The 16,518-nt window shown below is 66.2% G+C and carries 14 protein-coding genes; all 14 read left to right on the top strand.

Going from position 1 to position 16,518, the window contains the following annotated elements; all coding sequences use genetic code 11:
- The first annotated feature begins 198 nt into the window (after positions 1-198).
- The 14 genes from ACMGEZ_RS21385 (at position 199) to ACMGEZ_RS21320 (ending at position 16,058) form a co-directional block, all read left to right on the top strand.
- A complete protein-coding gene (locus ACMGEZ_RS21385) occupies positions 199-717 on the top strand; it encodes a hypothetical protein (protein WP_436824288.1) in 519 nt (172 codons plus the stop codon).
- A 4-nt stretch (positions 718-721) separates the two neighbouring features.
- A complete protein-coding gene (locus ACMGEZ_RS21380; protein WP_436824287.1) occupies positions 722-1,177 on the top strand; it encodes a TrbC/VirB2 family protein in 456 nt (151 codons plus the stop codon).
- An 11-nt stretch (positions 1,178-1,188) separates the two neighbouring features.
- Complete coding sequence (locus tag ACMGEZ_RS21375) at positions 1,189-1,557, top strand: VirB3 family type IV secretion system protein (RefSeq protein WP_436824286.1); 369 nt, start codon at positions 1,189-1,191, stop codon at positions 1,555-1,557.
- Between the two features lie 14 nt (positions 1,558-1,571).
- The gene (locus ACMGEZ_RS21370; protein ID WP_436824285.1) at positions 1,572-4,079 is read left to right on the top strand and encodes a VirB4 family type IV secretion/conjugal transfer ATPase; all 2,508 of its coding nucleotides are present in this window, start codon (positions 1,572-1,574) and stop codon (positions 4,077-4,079) included.
- Positions 4,072-4,806, top strand: a complete 735-nt coding sequence (locus ACMGEZ_RS21365; protein ID WP_436824284.1) for a TrbJ/VirB5 family protein — start codon at positions 4,072-4,074, stop codon at positions 4,804-4,806. Before ACMGEZ_RS21370 ends, ACMGEZ_RS21365 begins: the two co-directional genes overlap by 8 nt.
- Before the next feature lie 250 nt (positions 4,807-5,056).
- Positions 5,057-6,106 carry a TrbL/VirB6 family protein gene (locus ACMGEZ_RS21360; RefSeq protein ID WP_436824283.1) on the top strand — a complete coding sequence of 350 codons (1,050 nt, stop codon included), beginning with the start codon at positions 5,057-5,059 and terminating at the stop codon, positions 6,104-6,106.
- A 153-nt stretch (positions 6,107-6,259) separates the two neighbouring features.
- Positions 6,260-6,982, top strand: a complete 723-nt coding sequence (locus ACMGEZ_RS21355; protein WP_436824282.1) for a VirB8 family type IV secretion system protein — start codon at positions 6,260-6,262, stop codon at positions 6,980-6,982.
- Positions 6,979-7,821 carry a P-type conjugative transfer protein VirB9 gene (gene virB9 / locus ACMGEZ_RS21350; RefSeq protein ID WP_436824281.1) on the top strand — a complete coding sequence of 281 codons (843 nt, stop codon included), beginning with the start codon at positions 6,979-6,981 and terminating at the stop codon, positions 7,819-7,821. The genes ACMGEZ_RS21355 and virB9 overlap by 4 nt, the downstream gene beginning before the upstream one ends.
- Before the next feature lie 182 nt (positions 7,822-8,003).
- The gene (gene virB10 / locus ACMGEZ_RS21345) at positions 8,004-9,167 is read left to right on the top strand and encodes a type IV secretion system protein VirB10 (RefSeq protein WP_436824280.1); all 1,164 of its coding nucleotides are present in this window, start codon (positions 8,004-8,006) and stop codon (positions 9,165-9,167) included.
- Entirely contained in the window at positions 9,139-10,284 is a 1,146-nt protein-coding gene (gene virB11 / locus ACMGEZ_RS21340) for a P-type DNA transfer ATPase VirB11 (RefSeq protein ID WP_436824279.1), read from the top strand. Before virB10 ends, virB11 begins: the two co-directional genes overlap by 29 nt.
- Entirely contained in the window at positions 10,250-12,202 is a 1,953-nt protein-coding gene (locus ACMGEZ_RS21335) for a type IV secretory system conjugative DNA transfer family protein (RefSeq protein ID WP_436824278.1), read from the top strand. The genes virB11 and ACMGEZ_RS21335 overlap by 35 nt, the downstream gene beginning before the upstream one ends.
- 67 nt (positions 12,203-12,269) lie before the next feature.
- Positions 12,270-13,475 carry an LPD7 domain-containing protein gene (locus ACMGEZ_RS21330; protein ID WP_436824277.1) on the top strand — a complete coding sequence of 402 codons (1,206 nt, stop codon included), beginning with the start codon at positions 12,270-12,272 and terminating at the stop codon, positions 13,473-13,475.
- 385 nt (positions 13,476-13,860) lie between these two features.
- Positions 13,861-14,568, top strand: coding sequence for a TraX family protein (locus tag ACMGEZ_RS21325; RefSeq protein WP_436824276.1), 708 nt, complete (start codon positions 13,861-13,863; stop codon positions 14,566-14,568).
- Positions 14,569-15,251: 683 nt separating this feature from the next.
- A complete protein-coding gene (locus ACMGEZ_RS21320; protein ID WP_436824275.1) occupies positions 15,252-16,058 on the top strand; it encodes a class I SAM-dependent methyltransferase in 807 nt (268 codons plus the stop codon).
- Positions 16,059-16,518: the final 460 nt, after the last annotated feature.

The following is a 16,518-nucleotide window of genomic DNA, read 5'->3' as shown; positions in this document are numbered from 1 at the left end:
CATGCCCGTGCATGCCCGCAGGCTGCAAGGGCCTTGCCGCGGTGCGCGCCGAGGTGGTGTGTGCCCACAGGCCCACCATCCGGCCGACCCGTTCGTGACCTGATGCAGGGTATCTCCGGCGAATTGCGGGCGCCACTGTCAGGACTGACAGGCCAGCTCGATTGACCGCCGCCGCAGCCGAGGACGACAGTGCAAGCCATGCCAGCAATCCGCCTCCATCGACACACGCTCGGGCACGGCAGCCGCAGCCCGGGGGTGTGGCTTGCGTTGCTACTCGGCACCAGCGTCGCCGTGGCGGGATCCACCCATGCGCAGGAGCCCCCACGCAGGGTGGTCGCCCAGGAGCAGCTGGCCCGAGACAACGACCGGATCCTGATCCTGCGCCAGGAGCTGGCAAGGTCGGAAGCCCGGCTGCAGACACTCGCGCGTCGGAAGACCGAGCGTTCGGCCGGCGTGACCGATGAGGGCGTCGACGACGTCGAGGAGCAGCGCCGGCGAACCCTCGAAGATGTCGCAGGACTCAGGCGCGAGCTGGCTTTGGCTTTGCGCGCTGCCGACCCGGCCAGGCGTCCCCGGCCTGCTGCGCCGAGGGTGCCCGCGCCTGCACCGGCCTGGTGGGACGTGTACGGCAGGGCTCCAACCCCCGTGAAATCTGCGCCGCTTCGCGCCGGCCTCGCGTCGGAGAAGGAGCAACCTGTTTCAGGTCAAGTGGAGTAGCCCCATGCACGCGTGTACTCGTATCGATCTTCATGCAGGAAGCGGCGCGAAGCGCCTGCGGTTCTTCCACTTCTGCCATCGCGGCAGCCAGGCCCGGCCCCGGCCGCGCCGCGCCTCGCACCGACGCGCCCGCCCTGACCGCGCCGGAGCGGTCCTGAGGCCGGTGCAACGGTGCGGTGGCCGCGAACGCTGCAGGCAATGGCTGATCGCAGCGTCCGCCGCACTCCTGCCAGCCCTTGCGGCAGCGGGAAGCCCGTTCGCCACCGGCGCCAACGCCACCCAGCAGCAGCTTGTTGCCATTCTCACGCCCATCGCGGCGGTCGCCGTGATGGTCTCGGGCGCGATGGCCTGGTTCGGGCGACTGAGCTGGTGGTGGATGGTGGCGGTCGTGATCGGTACCGTTCTGGTCTTTGGCGGCCCGCAGATCGTGTCCTGGATCCGGGGCCTCTTCGGCGTCTGAGAGGCACGCGGATGAACCGCAACCAGGGCATCGTCGCCGACCCACTTTTCGTCGGGATGACCCGGCCGTCGATGGTCTGGGGCGTCACGTACCCGGCCATGATGCTCAACATCGTCATCACCACCGAGTCGTTCATCGTCACGAAGAACCTCGTGTGGCTGCTGGCCTTCGTACCGATGCACGGCCTGCTCTACCTGGTGTGCCTGTACGAGCCCCGCTTCTTCGATCTGCTGCAGCTCTGGGGTCGCACCCGGCTGCCCGCCTTGCTCGGCGGCAACCTTCGGCACTGGGGCGCGAGCTCGTACAGCCCGCTGGCGCTGGACTTGCCTGACGCCAAGGGACGCCGCCGCGCGCGGACGGACCCCGTGGCGGTGATCTGAGACGAGAGGACGCCATGCAGCTGCTCTCCCGCGCCGAGAAGACGCTGCGCCGTGAGGTCGGCGCCGCCGCCATGATCCCGCTTGCCGCGCACGTGGACCAGCACGTGGCCCGCACGCGCGCCGGCGACTACGTGCAGACCCTGCGGCTGGCCGGCGCGAGCTTCGAAAGCGCCGACGACGAGGACATCAACAGCTGGCACGAGCGCCTGAACGCCTTGCTGCGTAACATCGCGTCGCCCAACCTGGCGCTTTGGACCCACGTGATCCGGCGCCGGGAGACCGGCTATCCGGCGGGCCGCACCGTCGCCGGTTTCGCCGATGAACTCGAGCAGCGCTACCGCCGCAAGATGGCCGGCGAGCGGCTGATGGTCAACGAGCTGTACCTGTCGATCGTCTTTCGCCCACAGCCCACCCGCATCGGCAACGCCGCGCTGCGCCTGCTCAGGCGCACGGACCCGGAAGGTGCGCAGACCGAGCTGCGCGATTCCCTCGATGCCTGCACCAAACTGCGCCTGGAGCTGCTCGCCGCGCTGGAGCGCTACGACCCCGAGGCGCTGGGCGTCTACCGGCTGGAGGGAAAGGCCGTGCTCTTCTCCTCCCTGCTGGAGTTTCATGGCCTGCTGGTCAACGGGGAATGGCAGCGCATGCCGCTGCCGCGCTCGCCCCTGAACGAGGTCCTGGCCACCAGCCGGCCCTTCTTCGGCCACGAAGCGATGGAGTACCGCACCGGCACCCAGACGCGCCTTGGTGCATTCCTCGGCATCAAGGAGTACCCGACGCCCACGGCGCCGGGCATGTTCGGCGCGCTCCTCACCGCGCCCTTTCCTTTCGTGCTGACCCAGAGCTTCACCTTCCTGGCCAAGAGCACGGCCACTGACGTGATGAGCCGGCAGCACCACCGGATGGCGGCCGCCGGGGATCTGGCCGTGTCCCAGGCCGCGGAGCTCGAGGACGCGCTGGACGACCTGATGAGCAACCGCTTCGCCGTGGGCGATCACCACTTCAGCCTTCAGGTGCTCGACGATGCATGCGACGCCGTGGGCGAGGCTGAAGGCCGGCCCCGCTTGAAGCAGCTCAACGACCATGTGGCACGCGCGCGCTACCTGCTGGGCGACACCGGGATGGTGGTGGCGCGCGAGGACCTTGCGCTGGAGGCGGCCTTCTGGGCGCAGCTGCCCGGGAATTTCGGCTACCGCAGCCGCAAGGCCCTGGTGACCAGCCGCAACTTCGCGGCCATGTCGCCCTTTCACAATTTCCCGACCGGGCGGGCGACGGGCAACTACTGGGGCGACGCCCTGACGATGTTCATGACGCGCGCGGGCTCGCCCTACTACTTCTCGCTGCACGCGAGCGATCCTCGCAGCGCAGATGGAGGCAGCCGCCGGGACGTCGGGCACATCACCGGAGTGGGCCCGGTCGGCACCGGCAAGACTACCCTGCTGGGCTTCTGCATGGTGGCCATCTGCAACCGGATGGACGCGACCCAGGTCATCTTCGACAAGGACGAAGGGCTGCACATCCTGGTGCGGGCGCTTGGCGGCCGGTATCTCCCGCTCAAGAACGGGGTTCCCACCAGCTGCAACCCCCTGCAGCTCGACGACTCGATTTCCGACAACGTCGAGTTCATGCGGCACTGGCTCAGGCGCCTGGTGATGCGCACGCCGAGCGACATCCTGAGCGTCCGGCAGGAAGACGACCTCGACCAGGCACTGCGCGGCACCCTGAAGCTCGATCCGGCCTTCAGGCGCTTGTCGCGGCTGGCCGCTTTCCTGGACATCACGGACCCGGAGGGAATGTACGCGCGCCTTCGCAAATGGTGCGCGTCTGAGCGCGGCGACTACGCCTGGGTCTTCGACAACGACCATGACGAGGTGGCACCACTGCTTGCCCACCATTCACTGGTCGGCTTCGACGTCACGGACTTCCTGGACAACGAGGTCGTGCGCACGCCCCTGACCATGTACCTCTTCCACCTGGTCAACAGGATGGTGGATGGCCGGCCCCTGGTGTGCTGGATGGACGAGTTCGCCAAGCTCTTGAGTGACTCCGCCTTCGCGAAGTTCGCCAGGAACGGACTGGAGACCTGGCGCAAGAAGAACGCCAACATCGCCACCTTCACCCAGAGCACCAGCCACGTGCTCGATTCCAGCATCGCGCGGGCGATCGTCGAGCAGACGCCTACGAAGATCCTGTTTCCCAATCCCGAGGCGGCCTACGACGAGTACACCCAGGGCTTCAACCTCACGGAGCGCGAGTTCGCGCTCATCAAGCAGGAACTCGAGCCCGGCTCGCGTCAGTTCCTGATCAAGCAGAACCATGTGAGCGTGGTTGCGCAGCTCGATCTCAGTGGCTTCGATGACGCCCTGCACGTCATCTCGGGGCGCACCGGCAACGTCCGCCTCATGCGCGAGCTCATCGAAACGCATGGGCCGCATCCCGACCAATGGCTGAGCCCTTTCCGAGCGGCCCTGGACGGTCGCTCGTCACGTTCAACTCCGACCCGGGAGGTCTCCGATGCGTAGGCACCTTCTCGCCCTGTTGCTCGCCGCGGCAAGCTGCCTTGCGCCTCTGCACGCAAAGGCCGGCATTCCGGTGATCGATGTCACGGCCGTCGCGAACTTGATGCAGCAGGTCATGTACTGGCAACAGCAGATCTCCGCGATGCAGCAGCAGTACGAGCAGCTCAGGCAGTCGAAGGACCAGCTGGCGCTGACATACGGCGCCATGACGGGCACCCGCGGCATGGAGCAGCTGCTCCCGACCTCGGACCTGGCGCGCAACTACCTGCCACCGAGCTACGGCGAACTGATGAACACGATCAATGGCTCATCGGCAAGCTATGCCGGACTGGCCAACCACGTGCAGTCGATCATGAGGGCCAACAGCGTCCTCTCAGGCGGCCAGTTGGAGGCCCTGAGCCCGGAGATGCGCCAGATCGTCGAGCAAGGCCGGCAGTCCTCGGCCGTGCTGAACGGATTGACCCAAAGTGCGTACCAGAACACCAGCCAGCGCTTCTCGGCGCTGCAACAGCTGATCAACCGCATCGCCACGGCCCAGGACCCCAAGGCCATCCAGGATCTGCAGGCAAGAATCCAGGCCGAGCAGAACATGCTCACCAATGAGCAGACCAAGCTGCAGAGTCTTTATCTGATGGCACAAGCCGAGGAAGGTGCCCAGCAGCAGCGCACTCGAGAGCAGGTCATCTCCGGCCATGGCGGGTTCAGCACCAGATTCCTTCCCAGCCCCTGAACCGCCATGTCCAAGTCAACCATCATTATGGTCGTCGCGGCGATTGCTGTAGTTGCTGCGGGTGGCGCGTACCGTTTCCTGAGACAGGATCCAGTTCCGGCTGCTTCTCCCGCTGTCGAGCGCGCCGAAGCGCCGGCACCAGCGCCGGCGACGCTAAGGCCAGATCACGGGACCTTCCAGAAGCGCTTTCAGCCCACCATGCCACCTGCTGGTGGCTCTGGAAAATGAAAGATTCAAAACGAGGTAGGCAATGTTCTTTCAGCAATTCTGGACATGGCTGACTTCTCAACTGACCGACTACGTGGCGGTAAAGACGGCAGCTGTGGCCGGCGCCATTGAACCCGCCGTGGTAACGCTCGCGACGATCTACGTAATGGTGTGGGGATTTTTCAGCCTCACAGGGAGAATTCAGGAGCCAATCTGGGAAGGCGTTAAGCGCATCTTCTTCATCGCGATCATCCTGGGCGTGGGGCTGAGGCTGTGGCTTTTCAACGGAGTCATCGTTGATACCTTCTTCAATGCTCCGAGCCAGCTTGCAGCCACGATCACAAGTTCCGCTAGCCCGGTATCGACTATTGACACCATCTGGGACCAAGGCGGGGCCGTTGCGTCGAACCTTTGGAACAAGGGCGGCGTGCTGAACGGCGACTTTGGCTTCTACCTAGCCGGTGCCGTCGTCTACTTCATCATGGGCGGCGTAGCCGTCTACGCGCTCTTCTTGCTTGTGCTATCCAAACTCGCACTGGCGCTAATCCTCGCAATGGGGCCGGTTTTCATCTGTCTGCTCTTCTTCGAGGCCACCCGCAGATTCTTCGAGGCGTGGACTGCCCAGTTGACCAACTATGCCTTGGTCGCAGTCCTGAGCACGTTAGTTGCGAGCCTCATGCTCCAGGTAGTTTCTTCCTATGCCACTCAGACGGCTGCCCGCGGCGCAGCCATCGTGACAGTAGACGCATTGAATATGGTTCTCTGTGCGTCGCTGGTGCTTCTGATCATGCGCCAAGTCATGCCTATTGCTGCCGGTCTGGCGAGCGGGATCGCACTCAGCTCGTTCGGCTTCGTCAGCGGGTTGGCGCGGTGGGCGATGGGTGGTGCCAGGCGCACCAGCTACGAATTCGGCCGGGGTGTGCTCGATGGGTTGCGGCGAGAGCCCGGCGGTCGCTGGGATTCCTTCCGCCGCCTGGCAGGCAATCGCATCGGCGCAGGGGTGGTCTCCATTGGCCAGGTCGGCACAAAACGCCGTGGCGGCACCGTGCTTCCCAGAGAGCAGGTCATGCCGAGCACCTCGCGCAATCGCTAGCAGTGGAGCGCGCAATGAAGCCAATGGCCACGCTCTCCCTGCTTGCCTTGCTCCTAGCTGCCTGCGGCACCCGCCCGCCCAAGCCGCCGGAGTGCGAAGGGCCACTCACACCGATCAACGTCTCGGCCGGTGCTTTCAGCTCAGGAGCGGTCCATGCGCCGGGACGCCGCTCTTAAGAACTACCTGCTCGAGGCCCAGAGCTGGGAACTTGATCGCGCGCGTCGAGCAGAGCGATCGGCCAAGATCGCGTGGATCGTTGCCGCAGTGGCAGCTGCGATCGCAGTGCTCGCAGTCGCCGCAGTCAGTGGCCTCACGCCGCTGAAGCAGCCCGTTCCGGTTCTCATCCGCGTCGACAGCAGCAGCGGGATCGTGGACATCGTGCCCACCTATGAGGGCACCACCGACATCGAGCAGGTGGTGACGCGCAACCTGCTGCAGAACTACGTGATCGCGCGCGAACGCTATTTCTACGGCACTGCCGAAGCCGACTACGAGCTGGTCGCTTCCCAGAACTCACCGCGCCTCAACCAGGAGTGGGCAGCCCTGTGGGCCACCAACAATCCTGCTTCACCCCTGAACGTCTACAAGGACGGCACTTCCATCCGGACTCAGGTGCGCTCGGTCACCTTCCTCAAGCTGGAAAGCGGCAAGGACAAGCTGGCCCAGGTGCGCTTCACCCGCTCGACGCGCGCCGGCGGCACGGGCGAGGAGCAGGCGAGCCACTGGGTCTCCACGATCGAGTTCGCCTATGTGCAGCCATCGAAGGATGACAAGACGCGCTCTCTCAATCCGCTGGGCTTTCGCGTTGTCGAGTACCGCCGCGAGCCTGAGGTCGCCCCCGCTGGCCTTGCGCCAAGCAGGCAGGATGCGCGATGAAGGCCAAAGCTGCACCCGGCACGTTTCCGTTCGCCATCGGATTGGCCGCGGGTCTGGCCCTTACCGCCCCGTTCGTCGCCGCTGCGACCGTGCCGCCGCCCGGCAAGGTCGACGCGCGCGTGCGCGTGGTCGCCTACGACCCGGACGACGTCATCACGTTGCACGGCTACGTGGGTTATCAGATCCATCTGCAGTTCGCCGAAGGCGAGGAGTTCGTCAACCTGGGTTCGGGCGACAACGGCGCTTTCGATGTCGGGGCCGAGCGCAACCACTTCTTCATCAAGCCCAAGGAGGTGCGCGCCTCCACCAACCTCACCGTCCTTACCAATCGACGGGCCTACCACTTCGACTATGTTGTCTCTTCAAATCCCCCAGCCGGGGCTGCAGCCAGGCGCATGGTCTACTCGGTGCGCTTCAGCTACCCGGAGGACGAGGCCAGAGCCGAAGCAGCAGACCGCGAGCGCCGACAAGCCGATGCGCGCATCAGCCGGGCGGCCGCCGACCGGCCACGCAACACCGAGTACTGGTTCTGCGGCAGCGAGTCGCTCAAGCCCGTGAGCGCGTACGACGACGGGGTGCAGACCCGGCTGCGTTTCAAGGCGCGCTCCGAGTTCCCCGCCCTGTTTGTGCAGAACGATGACGGGTCCGAATCACTGCTGAACTTCAACGTCGACGACGACGAGGTTGTCATCCACCGCGTGGCGCGCCGCCTCGTGCTGCGCCGAGGCAAGTTGGTCGGCTGCGTCGTCAACCAGTCCTTCGCCGGCGGCGGCGCACGCACCCCGGCCTACACCAACGCGCCAGGCGTGCAGCGCATCATCACGAGAGACGAGCCGTGACCTGGCAGGATCGAGGCCGCCGCCACATCCAGGCGAATCGGCCAGCGGATGACGATATACCAGATATCGACCCGGACACCGGAGAGGTACTGTCTGGGCAAGGCGCCGCAAACGCGGGAAATGAGGCGTCGCGAACGGCCGTAGAGAGCACGGCGATCCAGGGCGAGCGCGCCATCCCATCAGTGAATCGCGAGCGCTCGATCCAGTCACGCATCAGCGGCGGCCTGGCACTGGCCACGATCATCCTATTGGGCGCCGGCTTCTTGTTCTGGTACTACAACACGCAGTACGCCAAGACCCGCCAGGCCGAGGAAGCCGCAAGGAAGGCCGCCGCGGCACGCGCCGGTGGCGAGATGAAAGTGCCGCCGCTCGGCCGCATCGAGCCGCCGAGGACGCCGATGGACCCGCAGCCGGTCTCCAACAACCCCGCGCCACCCCCACCTCCGCCCCCAACTCCAGGCCCAGTGAACACTGCGAATGGCGGCCCGCCGCAGAAGACGCCCGGGCAGATCGCGCTGGAGCGCCAGCTCGGCGTTCCCGTGCTTCGCCGAGCGCAGACGGCCCAGTCGTCAGGCGCCACAACACCGCACGCGTTCCCGGAGTCGCCCATGTTGTCCACGGGCGCTCAGGGCATGGCGCAACTGATGGGCGCGCTGCAAGCACCGGCGACCAGCCCAGGAGCCGCGGCTGGCGGCAATCTCGCCGCCAGTCTCCGCCCCACCCCCACCCCGGCAGTCGCGGCCCAGACCCTGCCCACGCGGCGCATGCTGTTGCCCAAGGGGGCCTTCATCGACTGCACTTTGGAAACCGCCATCGATTCCACCTACGAGGGCATGACCACCTGCATCGGCGCGAGCGACGTCTATGGCGCCGACGGCAAAGTGGTGTTGCTGGAGCGCGGCACCAAGTACGTCGGCGAGCAGCGCGGGACGCCCCGCCAGGGGCAAGGTCGAGTCTTCGTCGTGTGGAACGAGGCCCGCACGCCCGCGGGCGTTGTGGTTCAGCTGGCGTCTCCCGGCACGGACGAACTGGGGCGCAATGGCCTGTCAGGCTACGTCGACACCCACTTCTGGGATCGCTTCGGTGCCGCGATCCTGATCTCGGTGATCGACGGCACGATGCAGGCCATCGCCGCCCACCAGCAAAGCGGCACCAATGTCGGCAGCGGCGGAGGCGTGGTGATCGGCCCGCAGGGCAGCCGCGAGGTGATCACGGAGGTGCTGCGCAGCACCGTCTCGATCCCACCCACCGTCATCAAGTACCAGGGCGAGCGCATCCAGATCCTGGTGGCGCGCGACGTGGATTTCCGGGGCGTCTATGCGCTTCGAACCGACACCACCCCTTGACCGCGAGCGCGGCACCGCCACAGGCGGCGGGCTACAGGCGAATCGGCCCGCGCCTGAGGCTGCGTCGGCGCTACCGCCCTCGTCGCTCGCCCTCTTTCTGGGTCCGCTCAGCAGGCTGCTGGACGATCCCGAGGTCACCGAGATCTGCATCAACGAGCCCGGCGCGGCCTTCGTGGAGCGGCAGTCCGGTTGGGTGCGCGAGGAACTGCCCTTCGCCACCTTCGACTGGTGCATGTCCCTCGCCAAGCTGGTCGCGAACTTCACGCGCCAGCGCATCTCGGCGAACGAGCCCCTCCTGTCCGCCACCCTGCCTGGCGGTGAACGGATCCAGGTCGTGCTGCCGCCTGCCACCCTGGAGCGGACGGTCTCGATCACGATCCGGCGTCCGTCCAGCGCCCTGTGGACCCTCGAGGATCTGGAGAGCCTGCGCATCTTCGAGGCCACCCGAAGCGTTCCATCGAACCGCGTGCGGCAAAGCGATATGGAACACCTGTCGCAGCAAGACCGGGAGCTCACAGGTCTTCTTGCGCGCAGACAGTTCGTCTCCTTCCTGCGCCGCGCGGTCCAGCTGCGCAAGAACATCCTGCTCTCGGGCGCAACGGGCTCGGGCAAGACCACCGTCAGCAAGGCGCTGATCCTCGAGGTTCCTAGCGAGGACCGTCTCATCACCATCGAGGACGTGAAGGAGCTGTCGCTGCGCAACCAGCCCAACCACGTCCGACTCTTCTACTCTCAGGGCGCCCAGGGACAGGCCGAGGTCACGCCCGGCCAGCTGCTGGCCAGCGCCAAGCGGCAGCGCCCGGACCGGGTGTTCGTGTCCGAGCTGCGCACGGGTGAAGAGGTCTACGACTACCTGGTGTCCGTGAACACCGGCCATCCGGGCTCCATCACCAGCGTCCACGCGGACAGCGCTGAGATGGCCTTTGTGGCGCTGGCCCAGCTGATGAAGCGCAGTCCGGCCGGCCAGGGGATGAGCACGCGCGAAGGCGTGGAACTGGCCCAGCTGAGCGTGGATATCGTCGTGCAGTGCGCGAGGGATCGGCAGGATGACCGGCAGCGGCGCATCGTGCGGGAGATCTGGTATGACCCGGGCACCAAGCTCCGAGGGCTGGCCTAGCCTGTTCAGGATCGCGGTCGCGCTGCTGGCGGCGGCGGTGGTCGGCCTGTACGTGGCCGGCTACGCCTTCCTCGTGGCCATGAAGCTGCCGCCGCAGGATGCAACGCTGCTGACCATCCATCAGTACTGGAAGGCCTACGGCGAGTTGCCCGACGTACGCCGCACCCTCATCGCGACGATGGTCGGCTCCCAAGGGATGATGGTGGGGCTGGTGGGCTTCGCGATGTTGCCCCGTCGCCGACCGCTGCATGGCAATGCCCGCCTCGCAACCCGGCGCGAGATCGAGCAAGCGGGCCTGCTCGATGAGAACGGCATCATCCTCGGCCGTCTGGGCAGCCGCTACCTGGTCCTGCCCGGCCAGCAGGGCGTCGAGCTCGAGGCCCCGCCGCGCAGCGGCAAGGGCGTCGGCGTCGTCATCCCGAACCTGCTGAGCTGGTCCGGCTCCGCGATCGTCAGCGACATCAAGGGCGAGAACTTCATGCGCACGGCGGGGTTCCGCCAAGCCCACGGGCAGGAAGTACATCTGTTCGATCCCCTGTCCGAGCACGAGCGGTCGGCCCGCTGGAATCCTCTCGGGTACGTGTCCGAGCTGCCCTACCGCTGCATCGACGACCTGCAGCGCATCGGCACGATGCTCTTCCCCGACCCGCTGGCCGGCGACCCCTTCTGGACCTCGTCGGCGCGCTCGCTTTTCCTGGGCATCGCGCTCTATCTCTTCGAGACAGAGGGCGCGACGCGCACCCTGGGCGAGGTGCTGCGCCAAGGCATGGCGAGCGACGCCGAAGGCTTCCAGAAGCACTGGAAGCGCGTGATCGACGCCTGCGAGCGGGCCGGCTATCCGCTGTCGCAGGAGGCGGTGCAGAGCCTCTACGACGTGATCGACCTGGCGCCCACGACGGCCTCGAGCATCCGCAAGACTTTCACCAGCCGCCTGGACCTCTGGCTCAACCCCATGATCGATGCCGCGACCTCGGCCAACGACTTCGACCTGCGCGAGCTGCGCAAGCGTCCGATCTCCATCTACGTCCAGATCAACCCGGACAACATCGCCCGGCTGCAGCCTTTGCTGAATCTGTTCTTCCAGCAGGCGATCGGCCTGCAGACGCGCGAGCTCCCGGAGAACAACCCGTTGCTTCGCCACCAGGTGCTCCTGATGCTCGACGAGTTCCCGGCGCTGGGGCGCATTCCGGTGATCGCCGAATCCACGGCCTTCCTGCCCGGCTACAACGTGCGCACCGTCGTCATCGTCCAGTCCCACTCGCAGCTCGTCGAGAAGTACGGCGTCGAGGGCGCCAAGTCGATCCGCAAGATGCTGGCCGCGCGCATCGTCTTTCCGCCCAAGGAGTACGACGATGCGGAAGCCATTTCCCGCGAGCTGGGCACCTATACCGTGCAACAGAAGAGCGTGAGTCGTCCGATGTGGGGCGGCGCCGGCAAGGGGCCGACGGTGAGCATCAGCGAGCAGCCGCGCCGCCTCCTGCTGCCGCAGGAAGTGAAGGAGCTCGGCCCGGATCGCATGCTCCTGTTCTACGAAGGCCTGCGCCCCGTGCTGGCGCACCGCATCTGCTACTTCCGCGACCGGTTCTTCGCCAAACGCGAACTGCCCCCGCCACCGGTGCCGAAGCTGGAGGTGGACAGGTCCAGTCGTGCCATACCGCCCGCCCGCGCGGTGACGTCCGAGGGCCACGAAGACACCAAGGGCACGAATTCCGGATCCATCACCGAGGCCACGCCCAAAGGCGGCGGCTGCGCGCTGAGGAAGGAGGGCAGCACCTTGACCAGCGATGTTCTGAACGAAGACCTGAAGCTGGACGATTTCTCGTTCGACTTCGACGACGTGGAGATTCCCACCGAGAAGCTCAGCGAGGAGGACGTGAAGCGCCGCGCCGACGAGTTCATGGCGCGACTCCTGGACTGAAGCCGCATCGAGTCGCTCGGACAACACGAATCGCCAAAGCTCACGAACGCAGCCCAAAGAACCCGCCATGTCCACAGACCAGCATCCCGAAGGCGCTGACAGCGCATTTGCAAGCGCCGCCGGCGTGGCCTTCGCCGGTTCCGTACAAGGCGCCGCTGCGACCGCGGCCCACAGCCGTCTCAAAGTGCCGGATGCCATCGAACGCCGCTACCTGCACGTGGATGACAGATTCTTTTTCCCGGACCGGACTCTCGCGTTCATTGACGAAGGCGACCGCATCCGCGTTCGGACAGAGAACCGCGAGGTTCTGCACAGCGTCGTGGCGATCTCGGAAGCGCGCGGCTGGCGGGTGATCGAGCTCAAGGGCACCGCGTCCTTTCGCCAGGGCATCTGGCGCGAAGCTTCGTTGCGCGGCATCGAGGCCCGGGGCTACGAGCCGACCGAGGCTGAGATCCTCCAGGTGCAACGCGCGCTGAAGAAGTGGCACCCATCGCACGAGTTCGGACAGGGTTCGGGTCCGCAATCGGCATCGGCGCACCGCGAGGCAAAGACCCAACCCGGCGAAGCCACACCCGCCGAGCCCGGCAGCAACGCCGGTGGGCATCCCCCGGATGGAGCGCCAAACGGTCGATCGCTGCGCGAGGGTCCAAGACCGCCCGTCAGAGGCATGCTCGTGGCGGCGGCCGCGGCGCCGTACCGGTTTGATCCGGCGCAACGCATGTCCTTCTACGTGACGGTTCGCACGGAAGTCGGCGAGCGCAGCATCTGGGGTGCGGACCTCGAGCGTGCGCTCGCCGAGTCGGTCTCGCGGCCGGGCATCGGCGACCAGGTGGTGCTCACGCAGCACGGCAGCCATTCCGTTCGTCTGCGCGTGACCGCCCGCAATTCGGAGGGCGAACTGGTCGGCGAGAAGAAGATCGTTGCGCAACGCGCCCGATGGAGCATCGAGACCCCGGACCACCTCCGCGCACGGGGACGCCGAGCCGAGCTCGTGCGCACCGGTGAGCTCCTGTCCGATGCGGCCCTTGCCCGGCAGCCGGAATTGGTTACGGCGGCGGCGTGCCTCCAGCTCGCCGAGCAGTACGCCCGGCGAGTAACCACAGACGAGTCCTCCCAGCAGCGCCTGGTGCAGCTGATTCGCGAGCGCATGGCCGATGCGCTTGCGCAAGGGCACTCGATCCACCTCCCGGATCGCCGCATGCACCCCACGCCCATGCAGGTGCGCCAGCGATCCGGTCGAGCCCGCGAGGAGTCGAGCCATGAGCGCTTCTAGCCACCGTTGGAGACCAGGGCTCCGCTCTACAGCCCTGGCAGCAAGTCTCACGCTGGCGCTGGCGACACCTCGTGCCGGTTCAGCACAACTGGTGCCGCCCGCACCGGGCGCCCCGCAGGCCATCTCGTACTCGGCCGCGCTCACGCCTGGCCAGGCCCTGCCGCTCGCACTGGACACCACGTGGCGGACGGGACGACCGTGCAGACCGGCAGCTTCAACTACACGTCTTCGGCTGCGCAGCGCAACGCCGAGAACGTGCTGGCCATGCGCAACGCACCGGCGCTTGCCTCACGGCACGGGGGCCGAGTGGCGTCGGCTGTGGGACGAGGGCACCGAGTTGCCGCCCGCGTACTGAATCATGAGAGTTCGCGGCGCTCGCATCGCGATGGCTCGAGGACTCCAGCCGCCCCCGAGGAATCGCCAGAAGCCGACGAACGCCTGGTCCATCTCGAACGGCTCGCTCGAAGCGCTCAAATGGATTGCCCTGGCGCTCATGGCGGGCGATCACGTCAACAAGTACCTGCTTCACGAGGCCGTCCCTGCGGTCTACGCGCTCGGACGCATGGTGATGCCGCTCTTTGGCTTCGTGCTCATGGCCAATCTGGCACGGCCAGGAGCGCTCGAGGCCGGTATCCACGTGCGGGTCATGCTGCGCCTGGCGATCTTTGCGCTGCTGGCGACCCCGGCCTTCGTCCACCTGGTGGGTGTGTGGCCCTTGAACATCCTGGCGACCCTCCTCCTGGCGACGCTGATCGCCTGGCTGCTTGAACGCGGCGGCACAGCCAACCACTGCGCAGCACTCATCGCTTTTCCCTTCGGTGGGGCGATGGTGGAGTTCTGGTGGCCTGCGCTCCTCTGCTGCCTGGGTGCCTGGGCGTTCCTGCGCAGGCCCAGCGGGCTTCGGCTGCTGGCGTGGGCGCTGGCGACGGCATCACTGTCCGTCATCAACGGCAACTTCGCGGCCTTGGCCGCCCTGCCTTTGATCTGGGGCGCGAGCCGGGTCGACCTGCCGCTGCCGCGCAAGCGCTGGGTCTTCTACTTCTTTTATCCGGCCCACCTCTCGCTGATCGCACTAGTGCAGCAGCTGATCTGAACGGTTTCATTGCCAACAGCGACAGAAAGCCAGGCAATAACGGGCAGACGTGTGAAGTTCATCGTGACGAGCGGCAGTTGCTTGCACTACGCCTACTTCGCAGCGCTTGGCCAGGTCTGGTACGTGGATACTGCCGCGGGGCTGATGTCCAAAGGCGGGGCAATTGATTTCGCCGGGGAGGCCTTCCGCGGCTACATGATGCCGCACGCGAAGCGCACGCAACGCATGGGCCCACGCCCAACGGCGCGACCATGATCTACATTCGCTGAGTGGCCATGCCCATCTGCACACCAGGGGCTCGCTAGCGTTGATGCTTGCGCAACAGAATAAGAACAACGATTGTGGAAACCCTTTCGCGCACTCTGGACCCCCGCCATCGTGGTCGCCTTGATGCCCATCGCCTGGGCTGCGTTGCCCAACGGCGATCCAGGGTGCTCATCGATGACTGTCTCGCGTCGAACCTCGATGAGGCCGTCTACCAGCCCGGTTCGATGCCCGAGGCACTCGCACAGGTTCGGAACCTTCTGCGGACTATGAGAGAACAATAGATTCCCTTGACCCGCTCCATCATCCCTTCGGCCATTGCGCGCAGACAGAAGGTCAGTACGGCTGGCGCATTTACATCTCCGCACCGGTTAGTAACATTCACGGTGATGTCTTGAACGGATGCGACGGAGGCCGCAATGACTCTACCCAGCTATGCGATGGACCAGGCAAGTTTCCCGCAGATGTACGAGCGCTTCCTCGCCGGCCCGCTGTTCCGGCCCTGGGCTGAACTCACACTAGACGAACTGCGCTTGTCTGCCGGCGATCGCGTACTTGACATCGCCTGCGGCACCGGCGTCGTGGCGCGCGTAGCGCAGCAGCGGCTCGGCCACGGGACAAGCATGGTCGGCATCGACATAAGCCCGGCCATGCTGGAGGTCGCGCGCGCCGTAGCACCCGAAGTGGACTGGCGTGAAGGCAGCGCCGGCGCCCTGCCGCTGCGGGACGGGGAGCAGTTCGACGCCGTGATCTGCCAGCAGGGTCTGCAGTTCTTTCCCGACAAGCCTGCCGCGGCGGCTCAGATGCGGCGGGCATTGAGACAAGGCGGCAAGCTGGCGGTATCGACCTGGCGCTGCGACGAAGAGATCCCGTTCTTTCGCGAGCTCCGCCGGGTTGCGGAGGTCCACCTGGGTCCGGTCGCCGATCAGCGGTACGCCTATGGCGACGCGGGCGCTCTCGAAACGCTGCTGCGCGAGGCCGGATTCCGGGACGTACGGTCGCGCAAACTGTCGCGCACCATGCGCTTCGACGACGGTGCGTCGTTTGTCCGGATGAACGCGATGGCGCTGGTCGGCATGAGTGCTGTGGCCAAGACCATGAACGATGCCGAGCGCCAACGTATTCTCGAGACAATCGTCGGCGATAGCACGCCTGTGCTGCGGGCGTACACCCGGGGGGCTCTCGTCTTCGAGCTCAGCACCAATCTGGCGACAGCCGCGGGCTAGTGTCCCGAGTTGGATATCCGCAGACGAAAGCGTGCGACGCCCGCGAGAGAATGTCTTCTGCGGTCTTGGACCAGACGAACGGGCCGGGGCGATCGGATGCCGGGGCAGTGACGCCTGTTCTTTTACACTTTGTACAGTGCTCTGTGCAGCGGCCTGCTGCCTCACTGACTCGCGCCTTCGGCACGCAGCCTTGGTCTCGCTCGGCCCGCGCCCGATCATCACCCAAGCGCTCAGCGCGTTCAGCAGAGCCTGACCCACGCAGACCAGTATCACCCGCCGAAAGCCGCCAAGAAGATTTGGCCACTGCCTGTTTGAACGCAGCAGCGTCGATGCCTCGCGGCAGCTCCGCCCCGCCGGCTTGCTGCGCTGCCCTTTGATGCAGGCACTGGCCTGCGCGGACGCTCCCGCCTCGGGCAAGCCCTCCGCCAGCACCGCATCGAAGACCTATGCCATCACCACG

It is taken from the genome of Variovorax stachyos, from assembly GCF_051400855.1.
GTDB lineage: Bacteria > Pseudomonadota > Gammaproteobacteria > Burkholderiales > Burkholderiaceae_C > Variovorax.
This window is presented reverse-complemented; position numbering and strand designations above follow the sequence as displayed.